General features: G+C 53.8%; 15 protein-coding genes and 1 tRNA gene. 5 read left to right on the top strand and 11 right to left on the bottom strand.

Annotation, left to right across the window (positions count from 1 at the left end; translation table 11 throughout):
* Positions 1 to 92 precede the first annotated feature (92 nt).
* Both BN2684_RS00685 and BN2684_RS00680 read right to left on the bottom strand, forming a co-directional pair.
* Positions 93 to 2483, bottom strand: a complete 2391-nt coding sequence (locus BN2684_RS00685) for a YhgE/Pip domain-containing protein (protein WP_058300265.1) — start codon at positions 2481 to 2483, stop codon at positions 93 to 95.
* A gap of 93 nt (positions 2484 to 2576) precedes the next feature.
* Positions 2577 to 3275, bottom strand: coding sequence for a TetR/AcrR family transcriptional regulator (locus tag BN2684_RS00680; RefSeq protein WP_082651662.1), 699 nt, complete (start codon positions 3273 to 3275; stop codon positions 2577 to 2579).
* A gap of 195 nt (positions 3276 to 3470) precedes the next feature.
* Between BN2684_RS00680 and BN2684_RS00675 the strand changes: the two genes are divergently transcribed.
* A tRNA-Pro gene (locus BN2684_RS00675) sits at positions 3471 to 3544 on the top strand.
* 273 nt (positions 3545 to 3817) lie between these two features.
* Here BN2684_RS00675 and BN2684_RS00670 read toward each other — a convergent pair.
* The 5 genes from BN2684_RS00670 to BN2684_RS25150 form a co-directional block, all read right to left on the bottom strand.
* Positions 3818 to 4696, bottom strand: a complete 879-nt coding sequence (locus tag BN2684_RS00670; protein WP_058300264.1) for a hypothetical protein — start codon at positions 4694 to 4696, stop codon at positions 3818 to 3820.
* 279 nt (positions 4697 to 4975) lie between these two features.
* Positions 4976 to 5311 carry a metallophosphoesterase family protein gene (locus BN2684_RS23725; protein WP_082651661.1) on the bottom strand — a complete coding sequence of 112 codons (336 nt, stop codon included), beginning with the start codon at positions 5309 to 5311 and terminating at the stop codon, positions 4976 to 4978.
* Positions 5295 to 6176 (bottom strand): serine hydrolase domain-containing protein, encoded by an 882-nt coding sequence (locus BN2684_RS00660; protein WP_058300262.1) that lies wholly within the window; start codon positions 6174 to 6176, stop codon positions 5295 to 5297. The genes BN2684_RS23725 and BN2684_RS00660 overlap by 17 nt, the downstream gene beginning before the upstream one ends.
* A gap of 277 nt (positions 6177 to 6453) precedes the next feature.
* Positions 6454 to 6918 (bottom strand): AraC family transcriptional regulator, encoded by a 465-nt coding sequence (locus BN2684_RS00655; protein WP_058300515.1) that lies wholly within the window; start codon positions 6916 to 6918, stop codon positions 6454 to 6456.
* A gap of 327 nt (positions 6919 to 7245) precedes the next feature.
* Complete coding sequence (locus BN2684_RS25150) at positions 7246 to 7377, bottom strand: hypothetical protein (RefSeq protein WP_262360849.1); 132 nt, start codon at positions 7375 to 7377, stop codon at positions 7246 to 7248.
* 595 nt (positions 7378 to 7972) lie between these two features.
* Between BN2684_RS25150 and BN2684_RS00640 the strand changes: the two genes are divergently transcribed.
* Complete coding sequence (locus BN2684_RS00640; RefSeq protein WP_058300259.1) at positions 7973 to 8770, top strand: polymorphic toxin type 44 domain-containing protein; 798 nt, start codon at positions 7973 to 7975, stop codon at positions 8768 to 8770.
* A gap of 595 nt (positions 8771 to 9365) precedes the next feature.
* Positions 9366 to 11333 (top strand): NAD(+) synthase, encoded by a 1968-nt coding sequence (locus BN2684_RS00635; RefSeq protein WP_058300258.1) that lies wholly within the window; start codon positions 9366 to 9368, stop codon positions 11331 to 11333.
* A gap of 259 nt (positions 11334 to 11592) precedes the next feature.
* Here the strand turns inward: BN2684_RS00635 and BN2684_RS00625 are convergent, their stop codons facing one another.
* Positions 11593 to 12867 carry an aminotransferase class I/II-fold pyridoxal phosphate-dependent enzyme gene (locus BN2684_RS00625; protein ID WP_082651660.1) on the bottom strand — a complete coding sequence of 425 codons (1275 nt, stop codon included), beginning with the start codon at positions 12865 to 12867 and terminating at the stop codon, positions 11593 to 11595.
* A 532-nt stretch (positions 12868 to 13399) separates the two neighbouring features.
* Between BN2684_RS00625 and BN2684_RS00620 the strand changes: the two genes are divergently transcribed.
* Together BN2684_RS00620 and BN2684_RS00615 are read left to right on the top strand one after the other, a co-directional pair.
* The gene (locus BN2684_RS00620; RefSeq protein ID WP_058300256.1) at positions 13400 to 14407 is read left to right on the top strand and encodes a Gfo/Idh/MocA family protein; all 1008 of its coding nucleotides are present in this window, start codon (positions 13400 to 13402) and stop codon (positions 14405 to 14407) included.
* Entirely contained in the window at positions 14388 to 15179 is a 792-nt protein-coding gene (locus tag BN2684_RS00615; RefSeq protein ID WP_058300255.1) for an alpha/beta fold hydrolase, read from the top strand. Before BN2684_RS00620 ends, BN2684_RS00615 begins: the two co-directional genes overlap by 20 nt.
* A gap of 230 nt (positions 15180 to 15409) precedes the next feature.
* Here the strand turns inward: BN2684_RS00615 and BN2684_RS00610 are convergent, their stop codons facing one another.
* From BN2684_RS00610 to BN2684_RS00600, 3 genes are read right to left on the bottom strand one after another with little or no spacing between them, the layout of a single operon-like run.
* Positions 15410 to 16573, bottom strand: coding sequence for a hypothetical protein (locus BN2684_RS00610; RefSeq protein WP_234340123.1), 1164 nt, complete (start codon positions 16571 to 16573; stop codon positions 15410 to 15412).
* Positions 16563 to 17072 carry a zf-HC2 domain-containing protein gene (locus BN2684_RS00605; protein ID WP_058300253.1) on the bottom strand — a complete coding sequence of 170 codons (510 nt, stop codon included), beginning with the start codon at positions 17070 to 17072 and terminating at the stop codon, positions 16563 to 16565. Before BN2684_RS00605 ends, BN2684_RS00610 begins: the two co-directional genes overlap by 11 nt.
* Positions 17072 to 17683, bottom strand: coding sequence for an RNA polymerase sigma factor (locus tag BN2684_RS00600; RefSeq protein WP_058300252.1), 612 nt, complete (start codon positions 17681 to 17683; stop codon positions 17072 to 17074). Before BN2684_RS00600 ends, BN2684_RS00605 begins: the two co-directional genes overlap by 1 nt.
* Positions 17684 to 17824 lie beyond the last annotated feature (141 nt).

Here is a 17824-nt window from a genome sequence, read left to right as displayed (position 1 = left end):
CCCAAAGCGGGACGGGGTTCTCTTTTGAACAGCTAAATTCGGATGAAGCGGTTAGCTGCTTCGCTCCGTTCAAGGAGCTGGTTTCGCTAAACTCAAGCGGTCATTTCCGCTCCCTTAAACTCATCCTTATGCCGGCTGAATTGGAAGGTATAGTAGGCCAAGCCAAGCAGCATGAAGGCGACCGTGAATCCGAGCAGCACGCCTGCATTTTGCCACATCGTGCTGAAGCTTCCGCTCGAGATGACATCCTTGAATCCGAAGACGGAATAGGTCATCGGCAGCAGGTGATGGAACTTCTGCAGGAAGTCCGGCAGCAGCTCCTTCGGGAACGTACCCGCCGAAGTCGTCAATTGGAAGATCAGCAGCACGATAGCCGCGAAGCGACCGACATTGCCGAATGCCGATACGAGGAATTGAATGATGGCCATAAAGGTGATGCTGGTGATGATGGTCATGATGTAGAACAGCGGAATGCTTTGCACTTCAAGTCCGAGCCCGGTAAGCAGGAACGTATCCAGCACGACGGCTTGAACCAATCCGACCAGAATGGTGACCATAAACTTGCTGAAGAACCAAGCCACGCCGGATTTCGGAGGAGTAGCAGGCTCCTTGATCTTGAAGACGATGGTCAAGAGGAGCGCTCCGATGAACAGACCGAGCGAGATGAAGTAAGGAGCAAACCCGGTGCCGTAGTTCGGAACCTCGGTGTAGCGCTGCTCAGTGACTTCAACCGGGCCGGCAAACATCTTGGCGTTGTCTTCGCCCGTGTTCATCGAGCCGGTTTGCTTCGTGGCATCCTGCAGCTTAGTTGCCAGCTCGGTGTTGCCGCTTGCGAGCTGATCGGCTCCGTCCTGCAGCTTGCCGGTGCCTTCGTCAAGCTGCTTGGCGCCGCTCGCGACTTGCTCGGCTCCGTTTGCCAGCTTGTGCGTACCGTCGTTCAATTGCTGGGTGCCGTTCGCCAACGCATCGGCGCCTGCAGCCAGCTTCCCGGTTCCGGCTGTCAGCTGGCCCGTGCCTCCGGCCAGTTGGCCCGCACCGGCAGCCAGCTTCTTGGCTCCGGCTTGCAGCTCGCCTGCACCGGCTACCAGTTGGTCCGCGCCTCCGGCCAGTTGGCCGATTCCGCCGGACAATTGCTCAGCGCCCGCTTGCAGTTTGACTGCTCCTGCAGCCAGCTTCTCACCACCGGCTGCCGCTTCCGTCAGCTTGGAAGCGACGGTGTCGAGGCCGGTCTTGAGCTCCGTCGATCCGGTCGCCAGTTGTCCGGCGCCTGCGATCAATTGATCCTGACCAGCGGTTACTGCGGTGAGACCCTGCGATACCGATTTGCTCGTTTCAAGCAGCTTGGCGAAGTTCGGGTCTTGTGCCAGTTCGGGATGAGCCTTCACGTAGGCCTGCAGGCCGTTCGTGATACCGTCCGCACCAGCGGACAGCTTGGTCAGGCTATCCTTGGAGGTGGAGAGCCCCTTCTCCAGTTGGGCGGCTCCGGTTCCAGCCTTGTCGGCGCCTGCGGACAGTTGCTCAGCACCCGTCTTCAATTGACCAAGCCCATCGGACAGGGAGCCTGCGCCGGTGTTCAGCTCGGTGAGCCCGCTGCCAAGCGCTCCAGCGCCTTGCTGCAGGGCGGCGATGCCGTCCTTCATCGGAGCGGCGCCGGCTACCAGCTTGCCGAGACCGGCATCGATGGCTTCCGCACCGGTTTTGAGCTCGCCGGCGCCTGCGGCCAGCTTCCCGGCGCTTGCATCCAGCGTATCGATCCCCGTCTTCAACTGGGCCGCACCGCTTACGAGCTTACCGGTGTTGACGTCTACGAGTTGAACGCCGTTGTTCAGGTCGGTTGCGCCTGCAGCCAGCTTGTCGAGGTTTTCCTTAACGGTCTTCACGCCGCTGTCGATGTCTTTGGAGCCGTCAGCCAGCTTGGAGGCACCGTCGCCAGCCTGGCCGATGCCGTCGGCGAGCTTATTCACGCTGCTGAATACGGCTTTGGAATACGCCTCTGTCACATTTTGCGACAGCTCGCTCTTGATGCGCTCAATGGCGGTTTTGCCGATTTGCGCGGCAAGGAAGTTATAGCTTTCATTCGGGATGTACATGACCTGGGCTTTTTCCGGTTTCTCGTCGGTCACAGTAACGACCTTCTGCGAGAAATCCTCCGGAATTTCAATCGCCATGTAATACGTACGGTCGGACAAACCGCTCAGGGCTTCTTCTTTACTCACAAATTGCCAGTCGAAGTCCTTGCCATCCTTAAGCTTATCGGCCAACTCTTTGCCGACGTTCATCGTCTCGCCGTTGAAGTCCGCTCCCTTGTCGCTGTTTATGACAGCAACCGGAAGAACGTCCATCTTGGCGTACGGGTCCCAGAAGGCCCACAGGAACATGCCGCAGTAAAGCAGCGGGACTAGCATGACGGCAATAACGGGAATGAGCACCCGCTTATCGCGCACGATGGCTGATAATTCACCTGCAAAAGATCTTTGTTTCATGGATCTCTTATCCTACCCTTCTCTTTTCAATTCGCTTTTATTCCGGTCGCCAACCGGTCTCTACAGTCATTCGGCGAACTCTCTTCGTCACAGCTAAGCATTAGAAACGGCTAAGCCGTCCCCCAAATACAGTTGGAACAGCCGAGCGATCTCCTCGTTCGTCAGCTTCCCTCGCGTTTCGCTCCATTCCGAGACGAAGGCGATGTACAGCTTCAGCATGACGAAGGCGGTAATCTCCGGATCGCAAAGCTTAATCTGCTTCTTGGCGATGGCGCCCTCGATCTCTCGCTTGATGAACCCGATGATCGCCGACTCCACCTGCTGCAGCGCATTTATGGCGGCCAGCGTCCCCATATCCTTCATTTCATGGGTCAGCTGGATCGTCAACCGATGGGATTCCCGGAAGTTCACCATCGACAGCAGCACGTTATGCAAATTCTCAAAAAACGAAAGCTTGCGGTCCAGCACCGATTCCGCGATCTGCTTCATTTGCATAATGAATTCATTTAGAATGGCGCGGAACAGCTCTTCCTTGTCGGCAAAAAACGTATAGATCGTCCCTTTGCCCACCTTCGCATCCTTGGCGACCTGATCCATGGTCGTTGCTTTGTAGCCGTAAATGCTGAACGAGCGGGCTGCAGCATCCAGAATTTGCTGCCTCCTGTCTACGGTCGCGATTCTTGTTCCCTCCCTTGTGCATCCGTCCTCCGAAAGAACGGAAGACCCGAGTTTTGAAAAACTGACTAAATGTCCAAACCAGTCATTCGGTACTGAAGCTGATTCTACTCCCATCTCCGCTCACTTTCAAGACCTTTTTCAAGGATTTTCAGGTTTTATTGAAAAAAATTCTCACGACAAAAATAGGCAGCGTTTTCATCTGCCCTTTATTCTCTGCTTCCTCCCGTATAAAAAACACTTTGCTTTTTCAATTGGGCCATGATATAATCTTTTCTGCTGGTCCTTTCAAGACCGGGTGAAATATCATGACGAGACGTGGCTCAGCTTGGTAGAGCGCTTGCTTCGGGAGCAAGAGGTCGCAGGTTCAAATCCTGTCGTCTCGATTTCCTTTACACCATAAGGTTTTCTCCCCCTCTTCACGATCAACGTGTTTTGTGGTCAGGGGCAGACACCGTTCCAGACGAAGAGACAACAACCTAACGGGTTGCAAATCCGGGAGGGAGTTGTCTCTTTTATGTTGCTCAAATTTGCGATCAAGAACTTTATCGAGGAAAAGAAGCTCAACAATGTGTCCGCGGCGACGATGGAGCGGTATGTGGGAACCACCAGTGAATTTCACGCCTTCTGCGTAGAAGAGTTTATCTTTGGATTTTTCGCTATGCTTTTTTTGTTCGATACTTTTCTGAGAGCAGAACATATAGCGTTACCCATTTATTGGGTTGGCCCACCATACCCACATCGAAATAAGGCTCATCGAAAGATTCGCTAAGCAAATATTTACCCTCGATGTCTTTTTTGCTGTCTAATAATGCCCATGCTTTATCGCAATTAGGATGATTCGCCTCACCAAGAACCGAAAGCCCATACATAATCATCTGTAACCCCATGTGTACATGATCAATCGGATAAAACGTCCCCGCCATATCTTTGATAATTACCTTTCCGGGAGCGTCAGAGCGGAACGCAACGTAGTGGTTCATATAAAAATTAAGTAATGGCTCAAATTGCGGCAGAATAATGCCTATCTTTTTCAGCTCTGCCCCGAGTAAAAGATAGGTAGTAGTTTGTCTATAGCAACCCATATCCAGCAACTTAGAGTCGTTTGTTTTTTTGGTTTTGTCCAGGCATCGAACTGTGCCGTCTTGCCGTATAGTAGAAAAAGCCAAAGGTATTTGCTCTTGCACCCACGGATGCTCGTAATATCCAAGCGATACCAAATTTCTCAACAGTAATATTTTCGCACACTTCATACTCAAATTCATATGTTTGATGATACGTTCAATATAGTCATCAATAGGTACATCAAAGCGTGTTAAACCAAATTCCGTGAGTGCCAAGAATGCGTTGATATCCTCCCACTTTTTATTATGTTTGAATTTATCCATGACTAAACGAAGCCTATTTGAGCTTAATAAATGGTCATAAGCCTTTTTCACTTCAAGTTCGTCTTTTGACATACCTAGAAGTTCGGTCATTGCACGGTATTTTACTTCGGGGGTGTCATCTTCAAGAAGCCAATTGACTACATTATTCATTGATGTGTCCCCTTTACGTCGAGTGCGCCATTCACCTGTGCCTCAATGGATTGCCCTACATTTCCCTCATACCTCATAATTTCTGACATATCCAAACCTCTCCTTTCTATATAGTGCGGTTTATTTACCTAATATCAAAACTACTACAGTTAACTATTTTTTGGAAATACATCTCAACTGTAACATCATACCATTCAAAGATCCCTCTCGGGAGCAGACCGCTTTGCCTTTATCCGCAGAGAGGAAACAACCGGCTCCATCGAAATTCCGTTCCAGCGATTATTCACGATGCCCGCGTCTGCCGGCGTCAGATGCCGATAGCTTCCCTTCATTCCTTCGATATCGACAAGATCGATCCGAATCGTGATTGCCAATGACGTGATAGCAGGGGACACCGGCCTGTTCCAGCCTCTCCAGCAGGAACCGGTTTTCTTCCATAGGATGGCACAGGTCCCCCAGCTCGATGATGAAGTCCGGGTCCGTCCTGCGAACCGTGTTTAGAAACTCGTCCAGCCGCCGGTCTCCACCCGAGATTCTGTCGTAATGCAGATCGGTGAACACGGCAAACGTTACCTGCCCCAAGTGCTTTCCCCGCTTTCTACGATAGATTGGCATACAAATCGTCCCACAGCAGCTTGTACAGGATATCCTCTTGCCCGCTGCGGTCCGGGAGATCGGACAGGATCGTAATCACCGCGTTCTTGTCCCGACAGATGAGGCAAATCTGCCCCAGCATGCCTGCTATCATCGCGCCGACACCCGGAACGCTCCACATCAGATACCCATACCCGCCGTTCCCCTCGGGTTTCATACCATGCGGCTTCATCGCCTCCCGAGTCCATTCCTCCGAGACGATCCGTCGCCCTTGGTATACGCCATCATTGCCATACAGGTGCCCCAGCCGATCCAACTCACGGAGCGTAGCGGCTATGCCGTATCCTCCGATAAAATAACCTTCCGGACAGTTGGCTCCATCGGCAACCGGCTCTATGTCCAGAGGCGTGAATACATGCTCCGCCATGAACTCCCAGGTTTTCCGACCCGAGGCCCTTTCCAGGATGATCGAGAGCAAGTAAGTCGGCACATTGGAATAATTGAGCTGTTTGCGGCTTATCTCCGGTAAAGGCAGGTCGAGGATTGCATTCAGCCAGTTCTTCTCGCTCTTACAGGAAAAGGGGAAATCGGCAATCGACATGGTCAAGAGACGCTCGATGGTGACCTGCTCCCATTGCCGGCGATCCGCCGAGGTCAAAGCCCATTCATCGGCAAAGTAGTTCACCGCCTGGTCGTGAAGAGAAAAAAGCCCTTGATCAAGGGCGACCCCGCAGGCCGTTCCTAGGAACGTTTTCGTACAGGAATAAATCCGCTGCCGCTTATCCGGGACAAAAGCATGCTCCAGTAGCCGTCTGCCATTCTGCGTTACGATAACCCCATTTACCTGCAGGCCAAGCTCATGGACATGTTGAATAAATGACTCCATACCCGACTCCTCACTCGGAAAGTCCCGCTTGGTTACGCGGCTGGCCAACCAACAGGTATAAAATACCTGTATTTCTTCAAAAAGTAAAGACTTATCCTGATCTGAAATTTATACTAAGATTATAGAGGATCGGACCCGGTACCCCTGCTTGAGATCACTCAAAAATACCCAGACGGCACTGATTGGTGCCGTCTTTTTGTTTTGTTGGCGGCCGTACTCCCTTATGAAACACCGTTCGACCAAGCCTTGATCCGCGTCCCGTCCTCCTTCTCGCTGCCTAAACTCGGCCCTCCTCTTTTACCGGTACACATAATTCACAAAACTCATTGGCCATCATGTCGCCTGCGTATCTTTCGATAATCGGTTTGTTGTCGATTTGATATCCACTGTTTTGGATAGCTGGAAAAATTTCAGCCCATGCTCTTTGAACGCCTTCCACGGTGTGGTTGACTTTGAAAACAGCATATTGCCCGCCAGAGAGTTCATTTTCACAAAGAGAATCATCCATTTGATAGTCTTTGGGAAGGACAATACCTGCATCGTATCTACAGGCTTCAGGAAGGGTTGTTTCGGGATTGTCTTGCGGAAATGCGAGTAGAATTGCCGATTCGGTAAACAGCTTTTTCTCCCTGGCCCATTGTTTTAGCTTCTCCATCGCCTGAATGTTCGCCGGACCATATGGACCAACCTGCCGTACATAAGCAATGCGGTAGCTAGGTAGGACTTCCACGATCATCTTCATCATATCCTTTCTTCTCTCCTTGTCGGTAAGATTATGCAATTCGAATGCTATCATGATATAAAATACTTATCACCATATTTTTTAATATTTAGCAATTTTTATAATAAATATTGACAGAATGAGAGTTCCCGATATACCTGAACGAGATGAATCTGCCCCCGCATGCTGTTCCTCCCTACGAAAAAAGCTCCTTCCAAACGAATTCGATCATCACTCTCGAATTCAAATCGGAAGGAGCTCTTCAGTTATTCATGAAAAAGGTACGTAGGGTGTCGGCATCATGCCGAGCCCTCTTCCTCAGCTGCTTGCGGTCACCGCTAGCATGGCTTAGCTTTTCCGAACGAATGACGTTTGGCAGCGGGAGCAGGTGATGGAGAGCTTTCCTTTCCCCTTCGGAACGCGCAAGGTTTGGTTGCAGGAGGGGCAGCGGTAATAACGGTGGGTCTTCCGCTCGGCCACTTGTTTCCTCCTCATGGAGAACCAAGAGGAGATCCTTACTCTTTCTTAGAGTGCGCGTAGATTCAAAACACATCATCATTGTTTCTTTTGACCACGGAAGGGGACGATTGAGCTTACGAATAAAATAATAAACACATAGAGTGGGAATAGGAGAGTTAAAAAAATTACGAGGAGACCAATGGCTGGACTGACCATTTCCCCTGAGTTTGTAATTGGATATATCCTGGTAAAGGTGAAATTGAGGAGTAAAAAGTACGGCAACCATAGGATTACAGAAATGTATTTGTACTTTTCATCGAGGAGATTAGTTCTCGAATAAAAAAAGGTAATGATAGTGACTCCGATAAAGAGAATTACAATTATCCATTGAACAGTAAGAATGACAGTTTTGAGCTCAAATCCAGTTAATCTGCTGATTCGATAGATATTTCCATATAATTGGACCATAAAAAAATAACCTAGACCCATAATAAAACTGATAATGTTGACCTTCTTCATCATAAATCAACTCCATATTATTTTAGTTTATGAGTATTATTTACATATTTATTATATAAATGGTATACTTAGATCACAATAAAAAGGAGGTATATTTATGAAAAAATTGATATATATTACATTAATGTTTCTTCTATTGTTCACCGCATTTACTTCGTTTGCATCTGCTAATGAAGGTGTAACGTCGGCAACTGAACCTACAGATCAAGAACTCCAATCTATTCATTCAACATTAATTGAGTTGAATCTGCTTCAAGTGGATGAAAGTGGTAAAATAGTGATCGCAGAGATTAACCCAAAAGAAGTAGGACTCCAAGAATCAACTTATAACCTGTACATAGAAAGAATGAATGATGCAAACATTGCTGTATCCAAAGGATATGCTTACTTCGATGAAACTTATTCATTTGTTACACGCTCGCGGGATGAAATCATTGCTACAGAATTTCAGAGGGATATGGAAAAGCAGTCATTTTCATCCTTAATGAGCGGTCCCTCCATCTTGGATGCATATCATATCGCATTGGGTAATAGAGATTTCATACAAAGCATTTACCAATCATATTCCAAATTTCCTGGAACACCAGCAAGTGCATATATAATCGCCAGTAGTGTTTGGGTAGCGAAAGTAAGAGGTGGAGGCGAATGGGATTATAAAGTTCAACCTGGATATGCTCCACATGATAAGGGGTGGTTAGCTATCACTAGATGGGGCCAATCATACCGGACGAGCGAATGGTTTGGAAATTACAATTATGGTTTTACCGGAAGCTTTTTATTTTCACTTCCTATACTCTATTCTGGCGGCGACGGAGCTGGGTTTATCTGGGGGGATGGGTTTGACAGTCCTGAAGATAGACAAGCCATCTCTCAAGGATTTACCGAATCGTTATAAATCCAAGCCTGATTCAAAATCAAAGAAACTCGCGCCTGATAAAAAGGCAGCGAGTTTCTTTGATTTTATAATTAAATTCAGCTCAATCTGAGAGCTTGCGATTGAACTCATTGGCCAGATTTCCATCGAAGAAATTGATTTAAAATAAATGAACAAGGAACTCCGGTTTTTATGGTTCAATCTAAAATTCAGTGCTTGACTTTATGCGATGGAGTCGCTGCGGGTCAGAGGGTTCCTCCGATCGCTGTTAAAGCCCGATTGCTTATGGAATGAAGACGTTCAAGGTGGGAATTGTTCTCCGTGAACACTTTGCTAAAATACAATAGGCTCCTTTCAAACTCTTCCACATCATCCTTCATTAGTACATCCCCCGGCGGATCAGGAATAGGCCATTTCCTCCATCCTAGCGAAATTGACCTGCATGCGGTAGAGACGATTGCAATTTTCACGATGTTGCCTCATTTGAATCCTCTTCGACATCATCGGGAAAGACATCTCGGCAAAGCAAAGGGTTTCACCCGGACTGTTACAGATCCCCGTTCTTGGGGTACAATGAGAAGAAATTGGATAATGGCACTCCTCAGAAGGACAGGTGATGAAGTTGTACAAGCATGGTTTCGCAAGAGTGGCCGCCGCTTCGCCTGAGCTGCGCGTGGCCGACTGTACCTATAATGCCGCGAAAATTCTCGAAGCGATCGTTCTGGCAGAAAGTGAACAGGTGGAATACCTTATCCTGCCGGAGCTCTGCATCACGGGCTATACCTGCGCAGATCTCTTTATGCAGCGCCAGCTGCTGAATTCCGCGCTTCAAGCGCTTCAGACCATCGCCGCCGGAACGGCGGGCAAGAGCCTGATCGTGATCGTCGGCCTGCCCGTCGATATCAAGGGAAGGCTGTTCAACTGCGCCGCCGTGCTGCAGAACGGCCTCATCCTAGGCCTCGTGCCCAAGACCTGCATCCCCGGCTACAGCGAATTCTACGAGCCTCGTTGGTTTGCCGGAGCCGAGGAGCTGGAAGCGTCGGAGCTGCGCATCGGCGGGCAAGCCGTTCCCGTCGGCAACGACCTGATGTTCGTCTCCGAAGAGGACGACAATCTGGCCTTCGGCATTGAAATCTGCGAGGACCTCTGGGTGCCCGTTCCCCCGAGCAGCCTGCTTGCCCAAGCAGGAGCGGTGCTGCTGTTCAACCCGTCCGCCAGCAACGAGCTGGTCGGCAAAGCGGATTACCGGCGTCAGCTGGTGTCGAGCCAATCCGCCTCCTGCGTCGCCGCATACGTCTACGCAGCTTGCAACACCGGCGAATCGTCCACTGACCTCGTATTCGGCGGCCACTCCCTGATCGCCGAGAACGGACAAATGCTGGCCGAATCGGAGCGCTTCACGCAAGAGACCCGCATGATCACGGCCGACATCGACATCCCCCGCCTGCAATACTCGCGCATGATCATGGGCACCTTCCGCGCAGGCAAAGGCGGACGCGGCTACCGGGTTATCCGCTTCAGCGATCCATCGGAGACGCTTGCTCCGAACCGAAAGCTCGCCCGCACGATAGACGCGAGTCCCTTCGTTCCGGGCAACCCCCTGCGCCGTGATGAACGCTGCCAGGAGATCCTATCGATCCAGACCTCCGGCCTCATGAAGCGAGTGAGTCATATCGGCGTCAAGCAGCTCGTCATCGGCATCTCCGGCGGGCTCGACTCGACACTCGCCTTCCTGGTTGCCGTGCGCGCCATGCAGCGGCTCGGCCGTCCAGCAAGCGACGTGCTGGCGGTCACGATGCCTGGCTTCGGGACCACCAGCCGGACGTACGACAACGCCGTCGGCTTGATCAACGCGCTCGGCGCCACTCTGAAGGTGGTCGATATCAAGGCGGCGTGCCTGCAGCATTTTGCCGATATCGGGCATGACCCGGAGGTGCACGATCTCACCTACGAGAACGTTCAAGCCCGGGAGCGCACGCAGATCCTAATGGACCTTGCCAACAAGAACGGTGGAATTGTCGTCGGGACGGGAGACCTCTCCGAGCTCGCGCTCGGCTGGTGCACCTACAACGGAGACCATATGTCCATGTACGGCGTCAACGGAGGCATTCCCAAGACGCTCATCCAATACGTCGTCAAATGGTACGCCGAACACGAAGCGGATGAGACGGCCCGCAAGTATCTCCTAAGCATCATCGACACCGGCATCAGCCCCGAGCTCTTGCCTCCGTCGCCCACGGGTGAGATCGTCCAACTCACGGAGGACATTCTCGGCCCTTATGTGGTGCACGATTTCTTCCTCTATCACATGCTGCGTACCGGAGCCGGACCGGGCAAAATCCTCTATCTCGCCGAGGAAGCCTTCGGCAAGGGGTATACCCGCGAGCAGCTCGTCGGCTGGCTGAAGGTGTTCTTCACCCGATTCTTCACCCAGCAGTTCAAGCGCTCGTGTCTGCCGGACGGCCCGAAGGTCGGAACGGTCAGCCTGTCGCCGCGCGGAGACTGGCGCATGCCGAGCGATGCTTCGGCGGCCCTATGGCTGCGGGAAGTGGAAGAGCTTCAGGCAGAATCGGCGCAAGCCTGATTAGAGCGTATCTTCAAACGGGGTGACCTGTAGAGCCGTGCTCCAGAAAGCGAGTTGTCCCAGCTCTGCTCTCCGTTCCATCTAAAGCGCAACAGTGTGGCGAGCGGTAATACCCCATTCCCCTCCCCTAATGCAAAAAACAACGAAGCTGTCCGGTCAGCAGGATCGTTTATCCTGTACGGGACAGCTTCGTTTTTGGTTTCCACGTTATCTGCGTTATCCGCGTTATCTGCGTTTCCCGCACTTCCCCTGTACTCGCTCATCGGCCCGCGAGCATATCCGCATTCTCCCGCAGGTAACCGCCGATCCGCCGGGCGGCCTCCAGAAGCCGCTCATCGTCTCCGACAAGCGCGATACGCACATAGCCTTCTCCCTCAGAGCCGAAGGCGTCTCCGGGGATGACCGCCACGCCGGTCGCGGCGAGGAGCCCGCGAGCAAACTCGCGCGAGCTTAGGTGGCGGAAGCCCTCCGGCAGCCGCGTCCACGTGAACATGGTCGCAGCCGGCTTCGGCACGGCCCAGCCCTCGCGGGCGAGCGCCTCGATTAGGAGATCGCGGCGTCGTTCGTACAGCCGGCCGACTCCTTCCCCGGCTCCGCCTGTTCCCGCGCCGTCACCTTCACCTACGCCATCCCCCGCCGCCATCGCTTGCCGCAAGGCGGTTACCGCTGCCGCCTGCACCGGCTCAAACACGCCGAAGTCGATGTTCTCCTTCAGCTCGCGCAAAGCCCCCACCGCCTCCCGGTTCCCGGCCAGAAAGCCGATGCGGCAGCCGGCCATGTTGAAGCTCTTGGAGAAGGAATGGAACTCCACCGCATACTCGAGAGCGCCCTCCGCCTGGAAGATGCTGATCGGGCGATAGCCGTCGAAGCCCATCTCCGAATAGGCCAGATCGTGGACGACCAGTACCCCGTATCGACGCGCATAAGCGATCAGTTGCTCGAAGAAGGCCAGATCCGCGCGGGCGGAAGCTGGATTGCCGGGGATGTTCAGCAGGATGAACTTTGCCTCCCGCCACACCTCCTCCGGGATGGAAGCGAGGTTCGGCAGGAAGCCGTTCTCCTCGCGAAGCGGCAGGAGCCAGCGCCTCACCCCGGCCAAAGCCAACGCGCCGGTATAGATCGGATAGCCTGGATTCGGAACGATGGCTAGATCGCCGGGATTGCATACCGCCTGCGCGAGATGCGAGAGCCCATCCTGCGAGCCCATGAGCGAGACGATCTCTTCCCGCGGATCGAGACGGACGCCGAACCGGTGCTGCATCCAGTCGGCGGCAGCTTCCCGGAACGCCAAACTTCCCGAAGTACCGGGGTATGAGTAGCTATCCTCTCGCAGCGCGCTCTCCGCAAGCGCCCGGCGGATCTCTTCGGACGGGCCGAGATCCGGGCTCCCGATGCTCAGATCGATGACATCCCGTCCGTTCCTCCGTGCCTCCGCCTTCCAACCTCCCACCTCCGCGAAGATCGACGAACCGAGATGCCCCAGCTTGTCCGCACGCCAGCACCGTTTTTCACCGTTCACGTTCACTACCAGCACTCCCTGCCTTTTGTTTTGACCAATTTTTGACCAGTATACCACCCAATGGGTGAAACGTCATTCCCGGATTCCAGGCTCGCCCATCCCTGCAGCTAACCGATCTCGACCCCTTACCTGCCACCTTGAAGTCCCGCTACTTCATGGCCCGGCGCGGCGACCACGTGATCGGATATATGGAAAGTCACTCAGAACGGCGAGACCTTTATCGCGGAGGCGGACGACGTAAGCGCAGTCCATAAAATGATTTGGGATTTCATTCATGCTATAATTTTGGTGGAGTCTTCCTGAAAAGGCGTGGTTGTTCTGTCCAATTGTGGCCCTCAAGATGTTGACTTTTCTGGTGGCCTGTTGCGCTCAAGCCTTTCGACTATTTCAACCGGACGCATCATCCAAGCCGAGTTACCTATATCGCATCCCTTTTGGGCGAACAAGTCGGCCGCGTCCAGATGTATCACTTGAATTCAAAGGCATTTCTTCACGATTTCTACATGCTCTCCTCCCAGCCCATAACCACTTGAAAAGGAGCTTGCCCATGTCTCTTCGTATTGGATTTGTCGGCACCGGCGGAATCTCCCGCGCTCATCAGGATCAGCTCTCCCGCATGAACGATGTGGAGGTTACCGGCTTCGTCAGCGGAAACTTTGACAATGCTGTACAGGCTGCGGGGCGATGGCCGAACGCCAAAGCTTATGCCCATGTCACGGACATGCTGGACGCAGGCCCTCTCGACGCCGTCTATATCTGTGTTCCTCCGGATGCCCATGAAGGGCTGGAGGAGCTGCTGGTGGATCGCCGCATCCCCTTCTTGGTGGAAAAGCCGCTCGCCGCTTCGTGGGATCTGCCCGCCCGGATTGCGGCGAAGGTGGAAGCCGCCGGACTTCTCACCTCCGTCGCCTATCATTGGAGATACCTCGACTCGGTAGCCGCAGCCCGCTCCGAGCTGGCGAACACGGCCATCGGCCTCGTGAACGGCTATTGGATGGGCACCATGCCGCGCGCCGAATGGTGGATCAACTACGACCGCTCCGGCGGTCAATTCGTGGAGCAGACGACCCACATCGTCGACCTCCTGCGAGATCTGTGCGGCGAAGTGACGGAAGTATACGCGGCATACAGCCAGCGTGTCATGCATGAGCGGGTACCGAGAACGACCGTCTACGATGTCGGCTCCGTCACCTTCAAGCTGGCGAGTGGAGCAGTAGCGACCGTCTCCAACACCTGCCTTCTGCCGCATTATCACAAGACCGGACTCGATGTGTATACGGACAAAGGCGTCATCGAGCTCCGCGACTCCTCCATGACCGTACTGGAGGAGGGCCGAAAGACCGAGCTGCGTTACGACGGCCAAGCCTTCCGCAAAGAAAATGAAGCGTTCATCCACGCGCTCCGCACCGGGGACCGCTCCCTCATCCGGTCGGACTACGCCGATGCCCTGAAGACCTTCGAACTGACGCTCGCCGCCAATTGGTCCGCCCGTACCGGCAAGCCGGTCCGCCTGGAGGAGAAAGGATGGAGAGAGGATGCCCAAGAAGAGAGTTGAAGCGAACGGCATTACACTGGCGTATGAAGACCACGGAGCGGGAAAGCCGCTCCTCCTGCTGCACGGATTTTGTGGAAGTTCCCTTTACTGGCAGAAGGTGATTCCGCTCCTTGCCGGGCACTGCCGCGTCATCGCGCCTGACCTTCGCGGTCACGGTGAATCGGAAGCGCCGGAGGAAGCGGTCTATTCGATGGAAGCGAATGCCGACGATATCGCGGCTTTAATTCAGGCGCTCGATCTGGACCGTCCGATCGTGCTCGGCCATTCCTTGGGCGGCTACATCGCCCTTGCTTTGGCGGAACGGTACGGCGAGCTCCTGTCCGGCTTCGGCCTCATCCACTCCACCGCCTATCCCGATACCGAGGAAAGCCGCGCTGGTCGGGACAAGGGCATCGCCACCATCCGCTCGGAAGGCATCACCGCCTTTGTTGACGGGCTTGTGCCGAAACTCTTCGCTCCGGAGCATCTCACCAGCATGCCGGAGGCGGTGGAGGAGGCCAAGCGGATCGGTCGAGGCACCTCCGCCGCCGGAGCCGCCGCCACCCAGGAAGGCATGAAACGCCGTCCAGACCGCAACTCGGTGCTCGCAGAGACCGGGCTGCCTGTTCTTCTTGTGGCGGGCTTGAGAGACGGGATCGTACCCGTGGAGAAAACCTTCTCCGTCCGGCGCGCGTCCATCACCTGCGTAGAGCTGGAAGAGGCAGGCCACATGAGCATGCTGGAGACACCGGACCCGCTCGCGGAGGGAATACTTTCCTTTCTTTCCCGTTAACCGCCGACCTGCCGTAACCCGTACAAAAAGACACATTTCGTCTGCTTCGCGCAGATCGGAATGTGTCTTTTTTGACGGGACAAGATGTTCCACGTGGAGCATAACGGAGTCGATCGGCTGGGCTGTCGAGCTCCCGTACACTTTCAATCCTAATTGTGTCGTTACGTTTCCGCGTCAATGGAGCATGGAAAGGGTGCGGAACCATACCTTTCGAGTTGAAGGCGCACCAGCTACTTCTTTCCCTTCCGCTCGCCGATCAGCAGCTTGATGCCGCCTGCGACCAGCAGAAGCGATACGACGAACGACTGAAAATACCGATAGAACCAGATCGAGAAGCGGCGGTCGCCGATCAGCCGGTCCACCAGATCGAGCCCGATGTATTGAAACAGATAGTAGATCCCGAGAGCTAGCAGAATGGCACCGAACCATTTTTGATGCGTCATCAGCCCTTCGATGATCGGTTTATCCCTGAGCGGCTCACGGCCGTATTTGGAGATCGTCTGGAACGCGTCAAAGAGCGCATAGAACCAGATCAGCGGGATGAGGAACAGGAACAGCGAGATGTGCAAGGTATCCATCACGTAGATGGAGATCAGGAATCCGGCCATCAGCTGAATGCCCCGCATCTGCAGGCCGAGGTACATGTGCCCCGCACCCGGGAGAATGGACAGCAGAGTGGCCACCATGCGGCTGCGCTTCCCCTCCTCGCGGCCCATCTCCAGGTCCTCGAAGAGCGAACGGTCTTCCACCACTTCTCCGCGCTGCTTGCGCGTGACCAGCTGCACGGCGTCGAACATCCCGTAGAGCCAAATGATCGGCAGAGCCAAGAGGAAGGTTAAGAACCCTTCGACTCGCGTAGTGAACGTCACAAAGGCGACCAGAGCGAACAAGCCGAAGAACGACACCAGGAAGGTCAGGCCTCGCTGCATGAGACCGAGCTGAAAATGGCCAAGCCCGGGAACAAACGATAGCAAGATCGTGTAAAAGCGTTCATTCTGCGCTTGCTCCGGGCTGTGTGGAGGAACAGGACGATCCCCATACCCGGAGGCATAACGGTTATCGGTTGCGTAGCGGGCATCCGCGCCATATCCCGGCGGATAGGCCTGCGGCGGCGGTGGCGGATAACCGCCGGCTTGCCCATTGCCCCCGTTCCGCCGCGGAGACAAGAGGTATAACAGAGCGTCCAGCAGATTGATGCCCCAGATGCCGAGTGCCACCAGGGAAAGCATCACCGCCAAATCGTCCACATCGTACAAGCCGCACAGAACGGCCAGACAGACGGCTCCGAAAAAACCGGTCGCATACAGAAAGGCGCGACCTTTCCGGTTCAGATAGTAATGGCCGAGTCCCGGTATGAACGAGAACAGGAAGGCCAAAATGGGATTAGGGTACACGCTTGGTTCCTCCATTTTCTGTCGGCTGAATCGAATTGAGGAGATCGGCCGTTCTCTCCATCAGTTGACCGGATACCGTCTTCTCCTGCCGCGTGGAGAGGGAGCTTTCGACCTGATTCAAATGGCGGCTTACCTCTTCCAGTACACCGGTCGAGATGATCGCCATCGTCATGGCAGCCGCCACCGCATAATGGAACAGCTTGCGCTCGTACCACCTCTCCTTCGTCCGGGGACGGGAGGCGACAAGCTCCGGCTCGGCATCCGCTGCTTCCAGCGGCTGAAGCCGCTGAACCGACTCCATAATGGATGAAGTCATCTTCACGAAATCGACGGAAGACTCGCCCTGATCAGCCATTTGTACAAGGGTAGGGTGAAGGGCTTCGAGATAGATCGCCAGACAATGATCGCAGCTTTCCAGATGGTCCTCCATGCGCAGCCGCTCTTGCTCCGGCAGCAAGTCTTCCTGGTAGCTCCTCCAGGTATCACGCGAGTAATGCATCAACGAAAATCCTCCTCCTTCCAATGCCGGCGGATCCACTGCCGAGCCCGGTACAGCTTCGATTCCACCGTCTTCATCTCGACATTCTGCATAGCGGCAATTTCCTGATAGCTCTTCTCTTCAAAGTAATAAGCCAGCACCACATCTCGGTAATTTTTCGGCATTTCCCGAATCCGTTCGTGAAGCAGCTCCCGTTTCTCCTTGTCAAGCATGCGCTCTTCCTGTGAAGGAAGCGGCGGTCCGGCATTGCCTTCCATTAACTCGATCTCATCGTCCGGCTGTTCTTTGCGGCGCCGCATTTTCCGGGCGTGGTCGATCGCCTTGTTGGTGGCAATCCGGGTGATCCACGTCTTGAAGCCCTGCTTGCGATAACCAGGGAGAGCCGAGTAGATTTTCAGGAAGGCCTCCTGCGTCACATCCTCCGCATCCTTCGGATTGCGGACGACGGAGAGCGCGACGTGATAGAGGTATATGCGGTAGCGCTCCACCAGCAGGCGGAAGCATTCCGTCCGCCCCTCGAGGACCGCTGCCACAATCGCTTCGTCTTCGATCTCTCTCTCCCCCTCTCGCCTGTATGGACGCAGGCTTCCGGTCTCATCCCTGCACTTCATTCAACGTTCTCGCTTCAGGGTGGGTTTGATAAGAACCTTTTTCATAAAAGGTAAGGTTACACCATGATAAAAAGGAATTATTTATTTTCATTTGAATTTAATTGTAACAAAAACAAGCATTACGCGTTTAACGGTAGAGAG

Origin of the sequence: Gorillibacterium timonense (assembly GCF_001457415.1) — a bacterium.
Classification (GTDB): Bacteria; Bacillota; Bacilli; order Paenibacillales; family NBRC-103111; genus Gorillibacterium; species Gorillibacterium timonense.
Note: the sequence above shows the minus strand (reverse complement) of the source record. Positions and strands in the feature narration are given on the sequence as shown.